The following is a 17,748-nucleotide window of genomic DNA, read 5'->3' as shown; positions in this document are numbered from 1 at the left end:
CCCTAAGAAACATTTCATACGACTGCCCTACGGGTATATCAATAGTTCAACTTATATAGAATATTTTCCTCAAAGGCTGGTGCATAGAATGTCGAAGGGTGATTTACTCATCATTGGCGGGAATGAAGATAAAGAAGATTCTCGGGAGATCCTTACTAAGTTTGTCGATATTTCCCGGGAAAAGAAAGGACCCATCGGGATTCTGACCACCGCTACCGAATATCCTGAAGAACTGGGTGGAACCTACTCCCGGATTTTCAAAGAGCTTGGGGCTTCCGAACCGGTCCTCTTCCATATCGATACACGTGAGAAGGCCGAAGATCCCGAGGCAGCTAAGCTTCTGGGCAGCTGCAGTTCCCTCTTCATTACGGGAGGGGATCAGGTCAGGCTCACCAGTATTCTTGGCGGAACCCGGTTCTATGCTGAATTGAAGGACCTATGGCAGCACCATGGTCTGCTAATTGCAGGGACGAGCGCAGGAGCAGCTGTCATGAGCCGACATATGATTATGTCTTCAGTAGATATCGAAGACGAGACCATTGTGGAGATGGGGGCCGGTTTTGATTTCGTCGATGACGCCATCATTGACCAGCATTTCTCACAGCGGGCCAGATTCGGAAGACTCATGACCGCCATTGCTCACAATCCTCAGATTATGGGGATTGGAATTGACGAGAATACCGCTATTTGGGTAAAAGAGGAAGGCCAGTTGTTCGAGGTGCTTGGAGAACACTCCGTGACCTTGTTTGACGGCAAAAAGCTCACTTTTGTGGATACCACATCACATGGTGACAACCATGACATCACGATTTCTGGAGTGAGGCTTCACTCCCTAGCCAGAGGTTACACTTTCGATCTAATTAATCGTGAGCTGATAAAAGCCGCAGGAGGAGAACAACATGAAGATTAATAAAATCAAATACTTATCCGGTCCGAACCTGCACAGCTACAAACCGACCATCTGGATTGAGCTTGATCTGGAGGATCTTGAGCATAAACCCTCAAATATGATTCCCGGCTTCACCCATAAACTGCTGACCGTTCTCCCTAGTTTGAAAACGCATACATGTTCAAAGGGATACGCAGGCGGTTTCGTGGAACGGCTTGAGGAAGGAACTTGGATGGGACACATCCTTGAACATATCGCCTTGGAGATTCAGCATTTGGCGGGCATCCAGGTGAAGCGAGGAAAGACAATTACGAGCGAGACCCGTCCCGGAATCTACTATGTAACCTATGATTATCGGGAGAAGGAGTCCGGCATTCAGGCCTTCTATGGCGCTATGGAGATCGTTGAAGCCATTCTGGAAGGCAAGGAGCACATTGACGCGGAGCCTCTGATTGCCAAGACAGCCCAGCTCTACTATGAGAACAAGCTGGGGCCCAGCACAGAGGCGATCTATCAGGCTGCGCTGGCCCGGCAAATCCCTGTCCAGCGGGTAGGCAACGATAGCTTCCTTCGTCTGGGCACCGGCAGAAAACAAAAATCTGTCCAGGCTACCGTCTCCAGTCAGACCTCTTACCTTGCGGTTGAGAATGCTTGTGACAAAGAGATGACCAAAAGCCTGCTTGAAGGCGCGGGGCTTCCGGTGCCGGGGGGCGTGGTGATTGAGAAACGCGAAGAGCTTCAGGCAGCAGGTGAGCAGGTCGGATACCCGGTTGTGATCAAGCCTGTTGACGGCCGGCAAGGTAAAGGCGTAGTGACCCATCTCCTGAATCTGGAGCAGCTGCAAAGCGCCTATGATTATGTAACCGAGGAGCACAAGGATTATACCCAATTCATTATTGAGCGTTATTACAGCGGAGATGATTACCGCTTCTTGATAGTGGACGGTAAGCTCGTGGCAGCCAGCCTACGGCTTCCGCCCTCCATCACTGGCGACGGGGTTCATACGATTCGTCAGTTGATTGAAGCCGAGAATGACAATCCGCTGCGCGGGGAAGATCATGAGAAGCCTATGACCAAAATTCCGCTTGATCTGGCCGAGTGCTGTCTATCCAAGCGGAATCTCAGCCTTGAGGCTATTCCCGCCGCCGGAGACACCATCCGGGTTATCGGAAATGCAAACCTGTCCACTGGCGGATCGGCTATAGACGTTACCGATCAGGTCCATCCTTCCTACAGCCGATTGGCTGTCCTTGCCGCTCAGACGATCGGCCTGGATATCGCCGGGATTGATATGATCAGCCCAGACGTAACCGTGCCTTATGAGGAGGGACATGCTGTCATTCTTGAGGTTAATGCTGCCCCAGGCATCAGGATGCACCTTTATCCTTCCGAAGGAAACAGCCGTGATGCTGGCGGAGCGATAGTCGATTATTTATTCAAATCCCGGGAAGAATCCGCGATTCCCATCGTGGCTGTCACCGGAACGAATGGCAAAACAACCACAGCCCGGCTTGCCGCCCATCTGCTTAAGCAGGAGAACCGCCGGATCGGACTTACCCATTCCGACGGAGTCTGGATTGACGACACCTGCATCGACACCGGTGACTGCAGCGGGCCAGGCAGTGCCCGGAAGATCCTGTCTCATCCCGAGGTGGATCTGGCCGTTCTTGAGACCGCCCGGGGTGGAATTCTGCGTGAAGGACTTGCCTTCCGCCACTGTGATGTCGGGATTGTCACCAACGTGGCCGAGGATCATTTGGGACTTGATGGCATCGAGACGCTGGAAGACCTGCGCAAGGTAAAGCGGTTAATTCCAGAAGTGGTTCTACCTGGTGGAACCTGTATCCTTAATGCGGACGATGAGGGCTGTGCCGCGATGGCCGAACACACCGATGGTAAGGTCGTCTACTTCTCGCTGAATGCGGGCAACAAGCTGATTCAACAGACGATCCAGGCAGGAGGCACGGCCTGGTATGCCGATCATGATTGGCTCGTCTGCTCTTCAGAAGGACATACATGGAGATTCCTTCCGATCAAGGACATTCCAATCACCATCAACGGATTCGCCCGTCATAATATTGCGAATGCGCTTGCCGCACTGGCGGCAGCTCACGCTCTAGGAAAGTCCATTGCTGAGCTGCGCAGCAGCATCATTACCTTCTTCCCGGATATGAAAATGAACCGCGGACGTTTCAATCTGTCCGTGATCGACGGGCGTTATGTAATCGCCGATTATGCCCACAATCCGGCTGGTGTTAAGGCCATCTACGACACGCTGTCGCAGATGGGCGTGAACCGCCTGATTACAGCCGCCTCAGCGGCCGGCGACCGTCCTGATGAAGCGATCGTTGAGATGGGCAGGCTGATTGCCGAGAGCTCGGACCTGTTCGTCATCAAGGAGGATGGGAACCTTCGGGGCAGGAAGCCTCTTGAGGCAGCTGGTTTGCTCCGTGAAGCCGCATTACAGAGCGGCATGGAGACATCCGCAATCCGGATTGTCCCGGATGAATATAAGGCCTGCCATGCAGCTTGGCTGCTGACAGAGCCCGGTGATCTCCTTCTCGTGCTGCACGACAATTTCGATCATGTTGAGCGGTTCCTGACTGACATCAGCCAGCCGGGGGCAGTAGAGCAAGCCAAGTCAAAGACCTCAACGCTCTTCCGCCATAAGGTACAACGATACAGACCAGCGCAGGGAGAGGAACGCTTTCTGCCTACTAAGCGGGGGGTTTAGGCATGAGTGAGGTTTTGGTAACGGTTAGCCGGGGGGCTAACCTCGAAAGTGTTCACCGCGGCTCCATTGCAGTAGTCGACCTGCAAGGAAATCTGCTGTTCTCGGTAGGCGATCCGGGCAGATCCCTGTATGCCCGTTCCGCCTTTAAGCCTATCCAGGCTGTACCTTTGGTAGAATCCGGCGCAGCGGATCATTACGGGTTTAATGAGCATGAGCTCGCAGTGTGCTGCGGATCCCATAATGGAGAGCCCATGCACACCAGGACGGTGCATAGTATTCTGGACAAGCTGGGATTCACCGAGGAGGCCCTGACCTGCGGAGTGCACCCCCCTTACATGAAGTCAACCTATGAGGAGCTGCTCCGCAGCGGGGGACACCCGTCCCCTATTCATAACAACTGCTCCGGCAATCACGCCGGTCTCTTGGCCTTGGCAAAATACATGGGAAGCGACCCGCATCTGTACCGGAACCCGGACCATCCGGTCCAACTGCGGGTGAGAGAGATGCTTAGAGAACTAGCCGGGGTTCAGGAGGATGAAATCTCCTCAGCTGTGGATGGATGCGGCATCCCCACATTGATGCTGCCCCTGAACCGGCTGGCTGCCGCCTATGCACAGCTTGGTGATCCCAGTGCGCTTGCCCCCGAACGAGCCTCCGCTATAAAGCGGGTGACGGGGGCCATGGTCGCCCACCCGGAAATGGTCAGCGGAACGGGCGAGTACGATTCCGATGTCACCCGGGTGCTCGGCGGCAAAGTGATCGCCAAGGTTGGCGCGGAAGGGGTTCATTGCACGGCCCTGCTGAACCAGGGCATTGGAATTGCCCTGAAGATTGATGACGGGAACAGCCGGGCCGCATATCCGGCCGCCTTGGAAGTACTGCGTCAGCTCGGGGTGCTGGCATCCGGGGAACAGCAGCTTTTGGATGCCCATTTAACCCCAGTGGTCCGCAATCATTTGGGCGAGACCGTTGGCCGGATCGAGCCTGTCTTTACACTTCATAAGGCATAGCTGCTGCTGGTCCCGCTGAATGCTGCTCACAGGTAGTTGGGTCAGCTTTCAGATATCGGTGAAATTCACAGCATGCTGTTCAAAACACAAAGCTATGCTGCACTTCCGCTTACAAACAAAGACACTTCTGAGCCCAGCCTGTTATGCAGGCGCACACTCAGAAGTGTCTTTTTATTTTGTAAAATTAAAGGTGCTCTTCAGCTTCTTCACCCCTGCGAATAACAGATCGTATTCTTTCTTAGCCTTGGCATCATCAGACAGAACCTGCACATCGGTTGGAGTATGAAGCGCATAGACCTTACCGCCCTTCCCCGCAAGCTGCCAGATGGGGATCTGTCCCTTGATCTCTTTCTCATCTGCTTTCCAGACCTTCTCCGGCCAGATTCCGATCGTGAATACAATGCCTGAGGCGGACTTCTTCGCAGCCTTGCTGATGAAGTCTAAGCTTACGTAGCCGTCTTTCCCCACCGTATCTCGAACTTCATATTTGTCAGCCCAGCTTTTAGGAAGCTTCAGGGTGAAGCCATACTTGTCATTTCTATATTGGATATTTCCCCCCAGGTACGACTGCCGGGTTGAGGAAACAGCCTTCAGCTTGCTGATCTTCCCTTTCAGACGTTGGATAAGCGCAAGTGCCTCTGTCCTTGTCACTTTGTCCTGCTGCTGATAACCGGCCAGGCTTAGACCGCTTTTGCCCTGTATTAATCCCTGATCCATTAGATACAAGATTGAATTCTCTGTGCTGTAGTTGTGACCGGTGGCATTTGCCAGATAGACGGCTGCCTCAGCCCTGGTAAATCCCGCGCCAGTGCTTGCAGTCTTCCAGCCCAGTTTCTTGGCATAGCTGAGATAGGCAGATGCCCAGTTTCCCGTGCCCTTGCCCTCCTTCAGATCAGCCGGATGATAAGCCCGGATCAGCATGGCCAGGAACTCGTTCCCATCCACCGCCTTATTCGGCTTGAATGTACCGTCAGGGTACCCGGTTATCAGCTTATTCTGAGCTCCCCAACGGATGCTGGAATAACCCCAATAGCTCTTGGACACATCCTTGAACGATATACTTGAAGCTTGAGCCGATCCGGCAGCAGCTCCTCCTAACAAACTGAGTCCGAGTACGGCAGCAGTGGCAGCTTTCTTATACGAAGACATATTCATCCAACTCTCCTTCAGATTGGGAATATCTTACACATACCTGACAGATATTTCTCTCTAAAGGTTTCACTTTACTGGAAAATGAGTTGGGCTGCTGTCTTATAAAAATAAATTATTAGACTTACGTGGCGACGTTGAAGGGTATAGTTAACACAAAGATGACGCTGCCGGGATGATGGTAGCTTTATTTTCTTAGATCATAATTGCCTCTTGCCTCTTCGACAGACCAATAATTCTCCCTACCCCACTGTCTTAGTTCTCTCATCGGCTGGAGCAAGCTTTCCCCCAAAGGAGTAAGCGAGTATTCGACAGCTGGGGGCACGGTTGGTGTGATATGGCGTTGGACCAGCCCATTCCATTCCAGCTTACGCAACGTTTGAGTGAGCATTTTTTTTGAAATACCCTCGATTCTTCTTTCAATTTCCCCGTATCGAATGCTTCCGTTTTCCAATGCATAAATGACGAGTGCCGTCCATTTGTTGGAGATGATTTCAAGAACTCTGCTATAACCGCAAATCGTCAAAGAGATGTCGGGTTGTTTTATTTTGGCCGAAGATGTCAAATGATTGCCCTCCTATGCACTTGAAAGTTCCCAGGACACTTTAAAGTGCCTACTTACGTAAGTTTAGTTTATCCATTATTGTATGTCTATGCCAGTAAAGGAGAAACCATGGTTACTCACGTTGTGGTTATAAACGCAGTGAGGGCTTGCAAGCCAACAGCAACCTTATAAGCTGGCAAAGCTGAACATAAATATTACAAAACTTCGAATTAATAGGAGGAGAAATGAATATGCCGAATATTAATAAAGCCCGCCCCAAGCTGTATGTGATGGATAATGGTCGTATGAGCATGGATAAAAATTGGATGATCGCCATGCATAACCCAGCTACGATCAGGAATCCTAATGCACCAACACAGTTCGTGGAATTTCCGATCTATACGGTATTGATCGATCATCCAGAGGGGAAAATTTTGTTCGATACGGCTTGCAACCCGAACTCCATGGGCAGTGAAGGACGCTGGACCAAATACACTCAGCAGGCGTTCCCGTGGGTGGCGAGCGAGGAATGCTACCTGCATAACCGGCTGGAGCAGCTCCATATTAGACCTGAAGAAATCAAATATGTTGTTGCCTCTCATTTGCATCTGGATCATGCCGGGTGTTTGGAGATCTTCGCGAACGCTACGATTATCGTCCATGAAGATGAACTGAATGGCACGCTGCAAAGCTATGCCCGTAACCAAAAGGAAGGGGCCTATGTGTGGGCGGACATCGATGCTTGGATCAAAAACCAATTGCAATGGCGAACCGTCAAACGCAATGAAGACAGCCTGGATCTAGCTGAAGGCATCAAAATTGTTAATTTTGGCAGCGGCCATGCCTGGGGCATGTTAGGATTGCACATTGAAATGCCGGAAACAGGCGGCATCATCCTCGCTTCCGACACCATTTATACGGCAGAGAGTTACGGTCCACCCGTCAAGCCACCGGGCATCATATACGATTCGATCGGCTACCGGAACACCGTTGAGAAGATCCGTACACTAGCTGCCCGAACAAATTCCCAAGTGTGGTTCGGGCATGATGCGAATCAATTCAAACAATTTCGCAAATCAACGGAAGGATATTACGAATAGGCAGAAGTGATTCAGAGCTTCCAGAGATGAAGCCTTTATAGATAATAAGAGAAGTTTATAATACAATGAAGCAGCGACAATCAGGGACTCTATGTTCTCGTCCACGGTTGTCGCTGTTTCCACTCTCTAATACATGTTCTGATCCTGCAATCGAATCAGTACTTTGCCAAAACGTCCTCCCTCCTGAATGACGATTTTGCCGGACGGATAAGCTTGCTCCAGATAGTCGGCAATGATCTTCCGATTCCGCTCGTCAACAGGCAGGCGGTGATGGCCGAGCCAAGTCATTGCTTCCTGCAACGCTGCTTCTCTGGAGACTTCCGTCGTTTTCCCTTCGCGCGTGATCAACGATTCGTATGCATAACCTTTAAGATACAGCAGATGCAATAAATATCCCATTTCCGTAAGTTTCGAATGATAGGGTTGACCGGTGACGAGCGGCCAAACCTCCTTCACTAGGCTGTGCTCTGTATGAAGTACCGGCATACTGATATAACAGAACTTTCGAGCACACTTAAGCACCTTCTCCACGCTCTCCCAATTGTGAACGACCGGACTCATCGAGACAAAGACGAAATCGAAGGCCTGGTTCCAGCCCTTGGCCTCTACGTCAATATCTTCAAACGGTACAGGAACAATCTTCACCTGATCTTCGGCGAAGTTCGAGATGTTTTCTTCCAGCAATTCGATCAGCGGGGGAGAAGTCTCTACGGCGGTTACACGGGCCCCTCTCTCCGCGAACGGCACTGCGAACACGCCTGAAGCAGCGCCAATATCCAAAATGGAGCTGTTCTCGAATTGAACTCCTTGTCTTTCCAGCCAGTTCATGATTCGTTTCGTTCGTTTTTTTCCCTCTTCGCTAAGCGATTGTTCGTTGAAGGTCTTGGCCTTGTGGTCAAAAGCCCTGGTAGGATCAATTCCACTCTTCTTCATCCTGTCGATTTTCACATCGGACTCGTCTTTCCACGCTTTTTCCCATAGAGCTGCATTAAAAAAATCGTTCATGAGTATTCCCCACGCTTTCCTTATGATTTTATGAAATTCCCAAACGAACGGTCTGATTCATCCAGCCGCCTGTTCCTGCTCCGGCGATTTTTCTTTACGGATGAAAAGGCCGAGCACGAGCGCAACGAGCGCGATGATGAAGCCGAACCAGAATGCGTTGTTGATACCGGCTGCGAGCCCTTTGGCGATTTCCGCCGGAGCCTGCGGATCGCTTGCACCGCTCAAATACTGTTTCTGCCCGCTTGACATAATACTGATATACAGGGCAGTGCCAATTGCGCCGGATACCTGCTGCAGTGTATTTAAGATCGCTGTCCCGTGCGGGTGCAGATGGCTTGGTAACTGGTTAAGTCCAGCTGTCTGTGCAGGCATCATGACTAGCGCGATGCCAATCATCAGTGCAATGTGAACAGCTATAAGAAAGCTGGTGCCCGTAGTTTCGTCGAAGCGGGTAAATTGCCACAATGAGATGGCGACGATGATCAATCCTGGGATGACCAGAACACGCGGCCCAAACTTGTCAAACAGCTTGCCGGAGACCGGGGCCATGAACCCATTGATAATCCCGCCAGGAAGAAGGATCAAACCGGACTTGAATGCCGTTACCAGAAGTACGCCTTGCATAAACATCGGGAGCATGATGGCGGATGAGAAGAAGGTCATCATAAGCACAAACAGCAGCACCGCAACAAGCGCAAAGGTCGGATATTTAAATGCACGCAGATCCATGACAGGCTGCTTCAATATTAGCTGTCTCCAAATGAATAGCACCAACGCTGCACCACCCGCTACGATCGTCCAGATAACTTCGGGCTGCGACCAGCCATGATCCCCGGCACTGCTGAACCCATAGACAATTCCGCCAAAGCCGATCGTCGACAATACTATAGATAAGAAGTCCACTCGCGGATTCGTCACTTCCCACACATTCTTCAAGACAACGGCTCCTATAATAATGGAGAGCAGCGCAAACGGTATGACAAGGTAAAACAGCCAGCGCCATGAAAGCCCGTCAACGATTAAACCTGATATAGTCGGACCAATCGCCGGTGCGAACATGACGACGAGCCCTAACATCCCCATTGCGCCTCCCCGCTTTTCTGGTGGATAAATGGTCATAATGACGTTCATGACAAGCGGCAGCAGCATGCCGGTTCCGATCGCTTGGATAATCCGCCCGACAAGCAGCACCCCGAATTCCGGCGACACTGCCGAGGTGACCGTTCCCGCGAAGAACAGCCCCATAGCCGACAGAAATATTTGCCGTGTCGTGAACAACTGCTGCAAGATTGCAGTTACCGGTACAAGCACACCAACGACGAGCATGTAGGCGGTGGACAGCCACTGGACCGTTGCCGCAGATACTTCGAACGATTTCATCAATTCGGGAAGGGCATTGCCCATTAGCGTCTCATTCAAAGCGGCGACGAACATGCCGATAATCAGGGCAAACATGATCGGGCCGCGCTTATTAGTTGTCGTGCTCATTTTTTCTCCTCCAACTCTCTGTATTCAGTCATTGTTGATGACCACAGCGACAAATGTGCCTGTCGAAGCGCGGTAATAACCCGATGCAGTCGGGAAGCTGCATCCCCAGCGCTATAGATACCCGAAATGTTCGTTTTGCCAAATTCGTCAAAGATCTCATCTCGTCCTCCGAGATCCCGTATCCGAATGCCTGCGACAAGTCGAACAGAGACACTTGTTTACGTCTCTTAAATATAACTATTAATGATCTATAATATCCATAATTAAAGCACAAGAAGCGTATCACTTCTTGTTTTCCCTATGGGTACAACGCTTGAAAGCTTTATCCAGTACCGACTGGATCGTGTGTTCCCGCAAATATTGGTACAGATGCTGTTCCGCGCCGTACATAGCTTTCTCAACCAAGCATTCCCTTCTTTCCGGATGTTTCATTCCCCGCTATGCAGCCTCCTCTTCAGCTAACAACCGATGGCTGCCGCGAACTCGAATTGGAGCCTACGAATAACTTCTGTCTTCCTTCAATCACTTGAATCACATCAAGAAACGTAATCTGCTCCGCAGGCCGTGCAAGCTCGTAACCACCGTTCACCCCTGGCACAGCACGTACGATTCCATCCTGCCTCAGCTTGGACATGATTTTGGATAAATAGCTTTCGGAAACGCCAAGTGTCCCGGATAATTCCTTGATCCCGATGTTGTTACAACGCTCCGAGTTTCCCAGATGAATTAAGGCGTGTAGGGCATAATCTGTACTTTTGGAGAACTGCAAGTTTCCCCCCTCCCTTCTCATGATTATCACCAATATAGACTTCCAATATCCATAATAGATGATTCAATTCTAATTTGCAATGAAATTCCTGATATAGAACATTTCACAGTCTGTCATACATGCAAATCAATAACTTAGCTTATATAGATACTTTATGGTCACCTTGAAGGTGCCGAAGCCGCACACAAAAAAGATACCGCCTGCCTAAGGGCACAGCGGTAATGATTCGGTGTATTTTTTATCAGCAAAAGGTTGCAGACAAGCGAGCAGCATCTGTACAGCTCATTAAGCCCCCTATACTCCCGCCTTGTCCATCATGCCCCGGGCGATCCACACTCCCGCTGCACCTGCCTGGGCAAGCCCCCGGGTAATCCCGGCGCCATCCCCTCCGCAGTACAAGCCCTTGATCTCCGTCTCCAGCGTCTCATCCAGCTTCGGGCGGGCGGAGTAGAACTTTGCTTCCACTCCGTAGAATAAGGTATGCTCTGAAGCAATCCCCGGCGTAACCTTCTCCAGCGCCTCAACCATCTCGATCAGGCTCTTCATCGTGTTGTAAGGAAGCACAAGTCCAAGATCGCCCGGCACAGCCTCCTTCAAGGTCGGCTCGAGGAAGCCCTCCGCAATCCGGCTCTCTGTAGAGCGGCGTCCACGGATAATGTCGCCGTACTTCTGCACAATAACCCCGCCGTTCGACAAATCGTTGGCCCGCTGACAAATTTCACGGGCATACTCATTCGGCTTGTCAAAAGGCTCTGTGAACTTATGCGAAACTAGCAGGGCAAAGTTTGTATTCGAAGAGCCGAGCGCAGGGTCTTTGTAGGAATGGCCGTTGGCGGCCATAACCCCGCTGTGATTCTCTACAACAACATGACCTGAAGGATTGCTGCAGAAAGTCCGCACCCGGGTTCCCACCGAAGTGTTATAGATGAATTTCCCCTCATACAAATGTTCATTGATCTCTCTCATGACCACATCGGAGGTCTCTACCCGCACACCAACATCCACCTGATTGTTGTACATTCTCAGACGACGCCTCTTCAGAATGTCTGTAAGCCATGCCGAGCCATCCCGTCCAGGAGCGATCATCACCAGGTCCGCCTCATGGACCTCCCCGTTCCTCAATGTAATTCCGCGCGCCCGGAGTTCCCCCGACTCATCCTTGACCGTTAGGATATCTTCCACCTCGGTTTTAAAGGCCATGTCAATACGAGTCTTAAGATACTCATAGATGGATTTAAGAATCTCCAGATTCTGTTCTGTACCGAGGTGGCGCACCTGCGCCCTCAGCAGCTTAAGCCCAGCCGCGTATCCGCGCTGTTCAATCTCCCTAATCGCCTGAGTCATCGGATCGGTAATTTGTGGTGTTGCCCCGTGCTTCAAATTAATACTATCCACATATTTAATCAATTCGAGCACTTTGGAGGGAGCCACATAATCCGTCATCCATCCGCCGAACTCGGTTGTAATATTGAATTTACCGTCGCTGTACGCTCCAGCGCCCCCAAATCCTGCAGTAATCGAGCAGGCCGGAAGACATCCGGCGAACTCCTTCTTTCCGGCAGCTGGCGGGCACAGCTTAATCTTCTCTTCCAGGATCGGACAGCGGCGTTTATAAATATCATGTCCTTTGTCCACCAGCAGTACTTTCCAATGTGGAGCCTTAAGGCTCAATTCATAACATGCAAAAATCCCTGCCGGTCCGGCACCTACGACGATCACATCATATTTACTCATGGTTCCTCCTGAGGTGTAAGGTATCGTTCAAATGCTTCTCTAATTCTTCCTAAGCCTAAATAAAAGTTAAAATTCCACGAAAAAAAAAACCTGACTACATGAATAGGTATGCGGCAGCACCCTATTCGTAGCCAGGAATTTATGGTCCCTTGTAGAAACCCCCAAACCGTATTATCGGGGATATACGAACAGTAACAGCGATAAATTTTCGAACTCATGATGTTGAACAAGGCAACAAGATGAATATAAAACAAAAACACGAATGTGTCAAATTTAAAATCTTTTAATGTTCGTGTTTTGCGTATCAATTATATTCACACAGCTATGATATCAAAAAAATAATAGTAAAATGCGAATATTAAAAACCCCTTATCCGTGCTGTGCGAACAGGCTCCAGATAAGGGGTGAGTGGCTAAGAATTATGGGTAGTTGCTATTAGTTGGTTGCTGTTATATTAAATGAACTTATTAAGGTTCCCTATTCGGGAGCTGCGATGCCGAGTGTTCTTACGACCACTGTTGTCTCCGAAATCCTCTGAACTAGTTATCAGTGGGGCATATCGGAGACAAAGGCGGACGCTCCGCTTCTTCAGAATCACTCGGGATCGAAGCTCAAATTAGTTAATTCTAGAGTTCATTTTATATAGTTGCTGTTAGTTGCTGTTAGCTGTACTTACTGTTTACTGCATTAACCTGTACTTAATTGTAGTCGCTCGCTGTTATTGCCAGACTACAGTTGTTTAAGGCCGAGTCAATCTGGACGGATAAAGCTTTACGGAACCAAAAGAGACCTGTCACTCTTTGTTATCAACCGACTTGGTAACAAACTCAAATTCGAGATTATCCGCGTTTAATCGGCTCCCGGACGGGATGCTGTAAGCCTTGCTCAGCAGAGCTGTGACCTGATTCGCATACCGCTTAGGATCAATAGCGAATGAAGAGGCCTGGCCCTTGTCTTGACCCTTCTTGCCAGAGGATGAGCTTTTAACTCCTTTAGATTGGCCAGCATTAGAAGTACTCGCCGAGTCTGCCGTACCTGCTGCTCCTGTCCCTATGGCATCAGTCCCAGCCTTACCGGCCTGTGATACCGACTTCGCGTCGTCTTTCCTGCCATCGCTGTCCGTTTGGGTGGCCGATTTATCGCCCATACCGGCATTCCCTGCCGATGAACCGGAAGTTTTATCCGCTTCCGTGCCGCCCTCGGTTGAAGTGCCCGGATCACCCTTTTCTGAAGTCTTGCCGGTCTTACCGGAGTTCTGCGTGCTGCCTTCAGAATCATTACCAGAAGTCTTCTCGGCACAGGAATGACTCAACTTATTCAGAGGGAGAGTCTGCTTCTTGGCCTTCTCATCCCCCGTGTCCACCACTACGGAGTCCGCTGTAAAAGCCCGGCATTCCTCCCCGGATCGAAACAAGAACACCAAACGGGTGGCCTCCTTGCCGTCCTTACCCATCACCTGCTCCGCATAAACCGCCCGCTCTGGAAGAAGGGGTTCTATCTCCTTCGTCCCCTGCTGAACCGGCTTGTCCGGCACATTGGGAACCACAGCTACAGGTTCCTTCTTGTCGAAGGTCCCTGTCAGCTGGAGCGTTCCCCATATTCCTGCCGCAAGCAGCACCACAATCAGGCCGAACAGGAGAGTTCTCTTTCCCCGGAACATCCGGGCCAGCGGAGAAGCCAGCTCCTGCTTCGCCCGCTCATAGACCGGCTTCAGCACACGGCCAGCCTTGTCAAAGTGGTCCTTCCAGTTGGCCCGCTTCTTAAATGCATCCCGGTCATGCTTCCGGAAATAGGACATAATAGCAGCCTCATAAGCAGGCGCAAGCTTGCTTCCCCGAAGATACAACGGCTGCCGCTCGGACCACTGGAAGAACCGGTAGATCGTATCCGGCCCGGCCGCGTAAGACCGCAACCCTTCTACGAGACCTGCGTAATCCATGGAATCATCCGCGCCGCCTCTGTAAAAAGCCAGGGTCAGACGGTCAAACCGGCCTGCACCAATCTCGGCACGCAGCCACCGGCGCCCGACCCGCTGGACTTCGTCCATCTCCTTGGGCTTCAGCTGATCGAAGACCGGCACATCCGGCTCCGCCTGACCGAACCAGGCATACAAGGATTTCAGAACAGCCAGCTTCGACTTCATCTGGGCGTCCAGCTTCTGCGGGCCAAAATCACCTGTCCCAGCCCAAGCGATAAATTCCATACTTAACAAGGCCTCTTTGGTCAGCTTCTCCATATCCAGCAGAGCCAGCAGAATGCGCCGGACCGCTGACGCCAGGTCGGCCATAATTCCAACGCTGCCATGGCCGCTGGCTTCCCCCTGATCACTCAGTCCAGGCCGATCCAGTACATCCCAGCCGCTCAGCTCTTTGGCCTCGGAAGCCGTATTGCTGTTATTCGCCCGCTGTCTAGGCTGTCGCTTATTTTCCGCCCCGGTCTCGCGCTGATTCGCTCCCTTGAACGGCTCGCGCTGTCCATCGACCATGGCTAGAACCTCACCCGCCGCGGCCGTTATATCCTTCGCCTGCTGCAGCCTGCTGGTCACTTCTGAACGCGCAAGCTCACGCAGTCCTTTCTTATCCCATACTCCCGGATAGAACCGGTCCCATTCCTGAATCACGCTGACTACTTCACGGACATTTCCAGCTGAACGGAAGCGGTCCTCGATATACGGCACAAACAGGAGTGCGGACAACTGGTCATCCTTAAGAACCTGGTCAAAATAAGCCTTGCGCAGGGACGGATGGTTCTCAATCAGCGCATTCAGCTTACTGAAAGCCGCAGGCTCCTTCCGGGCGTTGGCTGCTGCCCGAATGAAGTATTCCACCACACGCCGCTCATTGTTCTTCGGATCAATCCGGTAGTAGTCCTTAATACATTCGGCTATCGCCGGATCAGGCACCCTCCCCGATTTCACCGCATCGAATTCACGGTCGAACCGGGCAAGGAACAGATCGTTCAGCCGCTCCTTGGCCGCCAATGCCCCTTCGGGACGGAGATACTCCAGTATCCCGCGAAGCACGGATATTTTATGGCTCTCATACAGCCCCTCATTGCCGCCTTCCACCTGATACAACACGCTCAGTTCATGATAGCTTGCTATGGACAAAGCCTTCTCCTGGCCCATGTCCCGCAGCATAATATCCGAGAACCGGTGGAAGTCCTCAAGCTGCTCCTTCCGGCCCAGCAGCTCCCAGGCCATATCCAAGTAAGGCTGCTTAGTCCAATCCAGATCCACATTCGTTACCCGGCCTGAAGCCAGATCGAACGTATAGTCCTTCTCAATACCACGGTCACCGGGACGCAGGCTACCCCGTTCTACAAAAGAAATATGGATTCCCTTGCGGCTCTGCGGCTCCTTCGCATAAGACACGAAACCGAGCACTCTCCGAACCGGGTGCGGCAAAGCCGAATACAGCAGCTCAAGCAGCGGCAAGGCAGCCTCGGAGATGTATGCAGCCGGAACGTCCAGTGCCACGTACACTTTACGCCCGCCAGTTACGGCCGATAATATTGCAGACAGCAGCTGCTTGAACATCGGCTCCGAAATCTTAAGCTCCTTGAGAAGCTCATACGGATTCTCTACCACAGAACCCGTCTCCATCCGCCGCACGGGAAGCCGATCCAAGGCCGGAAGCTCGTCACCCTGCCCAATATCATATCCCCGGGCAAAATCGGCGTGTAAAAACATACCGTAATCCTGGACCAATTCCTCCAGTCTGGCTGCGGGAATCACATAGTTATGGGAGAAAAAGGCGCTGCGCAGACCCGTGAAGTCGGCTGGCTGAAACAGACTCCGGCCCAACACCGTATCCCCATTGTCTGTATGAAAAAGATGAACGGCTTCCGGATAAGCCGCGCCGTCCTTCTCCCCGCGGGCCGTCAGTTCGGCTGGAGCGTCATAGACGCAGAACGGATGCAGCACTTTTTTGATCCAACCCGGCTCCAGGCCTCCTGATCTGGCTACGGTGTCGAAGCCTTCAGTCTGACGAAAGATCCCGCGCCGCTCGCGGGTGTACATCTGCTGCTGAATAGAAGCGGAGTGACTCACTTAAGCCTCACTCCCCTCGATATAATTCAGTTTGTACAGCAGCCAGACGAAGGGCTCATCCACGCGGATCGGGCTCACCACGCCTTGCAGCTTCTGGTTAACCGGATTGCTTCCGAGCGCCGATACGGCAAAGTAGGCTGTGTCTTTGAAATATACGTCCATCGTGCCCTTGAACGGCCGATCCACCTTCTCAATCAAATGCCGCACTTCACCATCAATGTTCTCGAACTCGGTCAAATTCAGCGTCCGGCGATGCACCGCATTGTTGAAAATATTGCTGTTCTTCTTGATGTACTCCCCTTCCTCATCCGCCAAAGCCCGCAGCATGTCACTCTTCGTCAGCACCACGGCGGTAGGAATATCAGTCTTGCCTTTGTCTTCATAAGCGATAAAGTCACCGAACAAAGTCAGTACCACATCACGGGGCTCGTCATACTGCGACACCCATTCTCCAGGCGTATCCCCATGCTTGATACGGAGCTTCTCGCGGATCGACCGGATTTGCAGTGGATCGACCATAAACAGAATCCCGGCGGAGTTCTTGATATGCTGCCCATGCAGTCCAAGATAATCCTGATCGACCATGCCCTCCCCGGCAACATCGAAGAATACCAGCGTAAGCGGCGGCTTGGACTCATCCTTGAACACGAATTGGAAAATAAATGGCTCCTGCATCTTCTCCTTCTGCGTGGAAGCCAGCAGGTCGCCCCGCTCGAACAGCGGCTCCTCATACGCGGAGCGGAACTTGCGGCTGATCTCAGCCGTCAGCGGCATGCATGCCGCTCCGAAGTGATCAGCCGTCTCATGCTGGAGCGTGTGAATCAGTGAGGTCATATACACGGATTTCCCCGCTTGCGAGGCGCCAATGATGGAGATGATGTTGCTCGGCACCTTTCCCGCTGTAACCGGGAGTTCATTATGGCATCTCGGGCACAGTCTGCGCCGCGTAACAACGCCGTATCTGTCATTAAGCCCGATCAGCACATGGTCCGAATAAATGCGGTGTTCCTCATGAATATCCTGCGGATGCAGAATGGCCTCGATGTCATACACCGTATCGAGCCCAAAGCGCTCCCTGTATTTATTCAGCTCGTAGTCCTCACCGAGGGAGTAATCCTCATCATCCTCCCGGTGATGCGCAGCGCGGAACACCACCTCTTCCGGCGAGAACTTGCTGAAGCAGTACGGGCACACAATATCGTAATAAAGCGGGCGCGGTGCCGCTTGAGGCTTCTTTTTGAATAAATTGAAAAAACTCATCGACTTGTTCCTCCT

The 17,748-nt window shown here is 51.7% G+C and carries 11 protein-coding genes, 1 pseudogene and 1 riboswitch; of the genes and pseudogenes, 4 read left to right on the top strand and 8 right to left on the bottom strand.

Annotated elements, in window-relative coordinates; all coding sequences use genetic code 11:
- Window positions 1–88 precede the first annotated feature (88 nt).
- Genes KJS63_RS18515 through KJS63_RS18505 form a run of 3 tightly spaced genes read left to right on the top strand, consistent with a single transcriptional unit; the run spans window position 89 to window position 4,633 of the window.
- On the top strand, window positions 89–910 hold the full coding sequence (locus KJS63_RS18515) for a cyanophycinase (protein WP_213620497.1): 822 nt from the start codon (window positions 89–91) through the stop codon (window positions 908–910).
- On the top strand, window positions 900–3,623 hold the full coding sequence (cphA, locus tag KJS63_RS18510) for a cyanophycin synthetase (RefSeq protein WP_213620496.1): 2,724 nt from the start codon (window positions 900–902) through the stop codon (window positions 3,621–3,623). Before KJS63_RS18515 ends, cphA begins: the two co-directional genes overlap by 11 nt.
- A gap of 2 nt (window positions 3,624–3,625) precedes the next feature.
- Window positions 3,626–4,633, top strand: a complete 1,008-nt coding sequence (locus KJS63_RS18505) for an asparaginase (RefSeq protein WP_213620495.1) — start codon at window positions 3,626–3,628, stop codon at window positions 4,631–4,633.
- 171 nt (window positions 4,634–4,804) lie between these two features.
- Here KJS63_RS18505 and KJS63_RS18500 read toward each other — a convergent pair whose 3' ends face one another.
- Together KJS63_RS18500 and KJS63_RS18495 are read right to left on the bottom strand one after the other, a co-directional pair.
- A complete protein-coding gene (locus tag KJS63_RS18500) occupies window positions 4,805–5,788 on the bottom strand; it encodes an S-layer homology domain-containing protein (RefSeq protein ID WP_213620494.1) in 984 nt (327 codons plus the stop codon).
- Between the two features lie 181 nt (window positions 5,789–5,969).
- Window positions 5,970–6,347 (bottom strand): winged helix-turn-helix transcriptional regulator, encoded by a 378-nt coding sequence (locus KJS63_RS18495; RefSeq protein ID WP_213620493.1) that lies wholly within the window; start codon window positions 6,345–6,347, stop codon window positions 5,970–5,972.
- 230 nt (window positions 6,348–6,577) lie between these two features.
- On the opposite strand from KJS63_RS18495, the gene ahlS reads away from it, so the two are divergent.
- Window positions 6,578–7,426 carry an AhlS family quorum-quenching N-acyl homoserine lactonase gene (gene ahlS, locus KJS63_RS18490; RefSeq protein ID WP_213620492.1) on the top strand — a complete coding sequence of 283 codons (849 nt, stop codon included), beginning with the start codon at window positions 6,578–6,580 and terminating at the stop codon, window positions 7,424–7,426.
- 126 nt (window positions 7,427–7,552) lie between these two features.
- Here the strand turns inward: ahlS and KJS63_RS18485 are convergent, their stop codons facing one another.
- The 6 genes and pseudogenes from KJS63_RS18485 to KJS63_RS18460 all read right to left on the bottom strand — a co-directional run bounded on the left by KJS63_RS18485 (window position 7,553) and on the right by KJS63_RS18460 (window position 17,733).
- A complete protein-coding gene (locus KJS63_RS18485; protein WP_213620491.1) occupies window positions 7,553–8,431 on the bottom strand; it encodes a class I SAM-dependent methyltransferase in 879 nt (292 codons plus the stop codon).
- A 57-nt stretch (window positions 8,432–8,488) separates the two neighbouring features.
- Entirely contained in the window at window positions 8,489–9,919 is a 1,431-nt protein-coding gene (locus tag KJS63_RS18480) for an MDR family MFS transporter (RefSeq protein ID WP_213620490.1), read from the bottom strand.
- A 282-nt stretch (window positions 9,920–10,201) separates the two neighbouring features.
- Window positions 10,202–10,688: pseudogene (locus KJS63_RS18475) on the bottom strand (RrF2 family transcriptional regulator).
- A 294-nt stretch (window positions 10,689–10,982) separates the two neighbouring features.
- Window positions 10,983–12,422: an NAD(P)/FAD-dependent oxidoreductase gene (locus KJS63_RS18470; protein WP_213620489.1), complete on the bottom strand. Its 1,440-nt coding sequence runs from the start codon at window positions 12,420–12,422 to the stop codon at window positions 10,983–10,985.
- Window positions 12,423–12,530: 108 nt separating this feature from the next.
- A riboswitch (purine riboswitch) is annotated at window positions 12,531–12,630 on the bottom strand.
- Window positions 12,631–13,215: 585 nt separating this feature from the next.
- Window positions 13,216–16,473: a GAP1-N2 domain-containing protein gene (locus tag KJS63_RS18465; RefSeq protein ID WP_213620488.1), complete on the bottom strand. Its 3,258-nt coding sequence runs from the start codon at window positions 16,471–16,473 to the stop codon at window positions 13,216–13,218.
- Window positions 16,474–17,733 carry a TRAFAC clade GTPase domain-containing protein gene (locus tag KJS63_RS18460; protein ID WP_213620487.1) on the bottom strand — a complete coding sequence of 420 codons (1,260 nt, stop codon included), beginning with the start codon at window positions 17,731–17,733 and terminating at the stop codon, window positions 16,474–16,476.
- Between the last annotated feature and the right edge of the window lie 15 nt (window positions 17,734–17,748).

Source organism: Paenibacillus sp. J22TS3, assembly GCF_018403205.1.
In the GTDB taxonomy this organism is placed as follows: Bacteria; Bacillota; Bacilli; order Paenibacillales; family Paenibacillaceae; genus Fontibacillus; species Fontibacillus tuaregi.
Note: the sequence above shows the minus strand (reverse complement) of the source record. Positions and strands in the feature narration are given on the sequence as shown.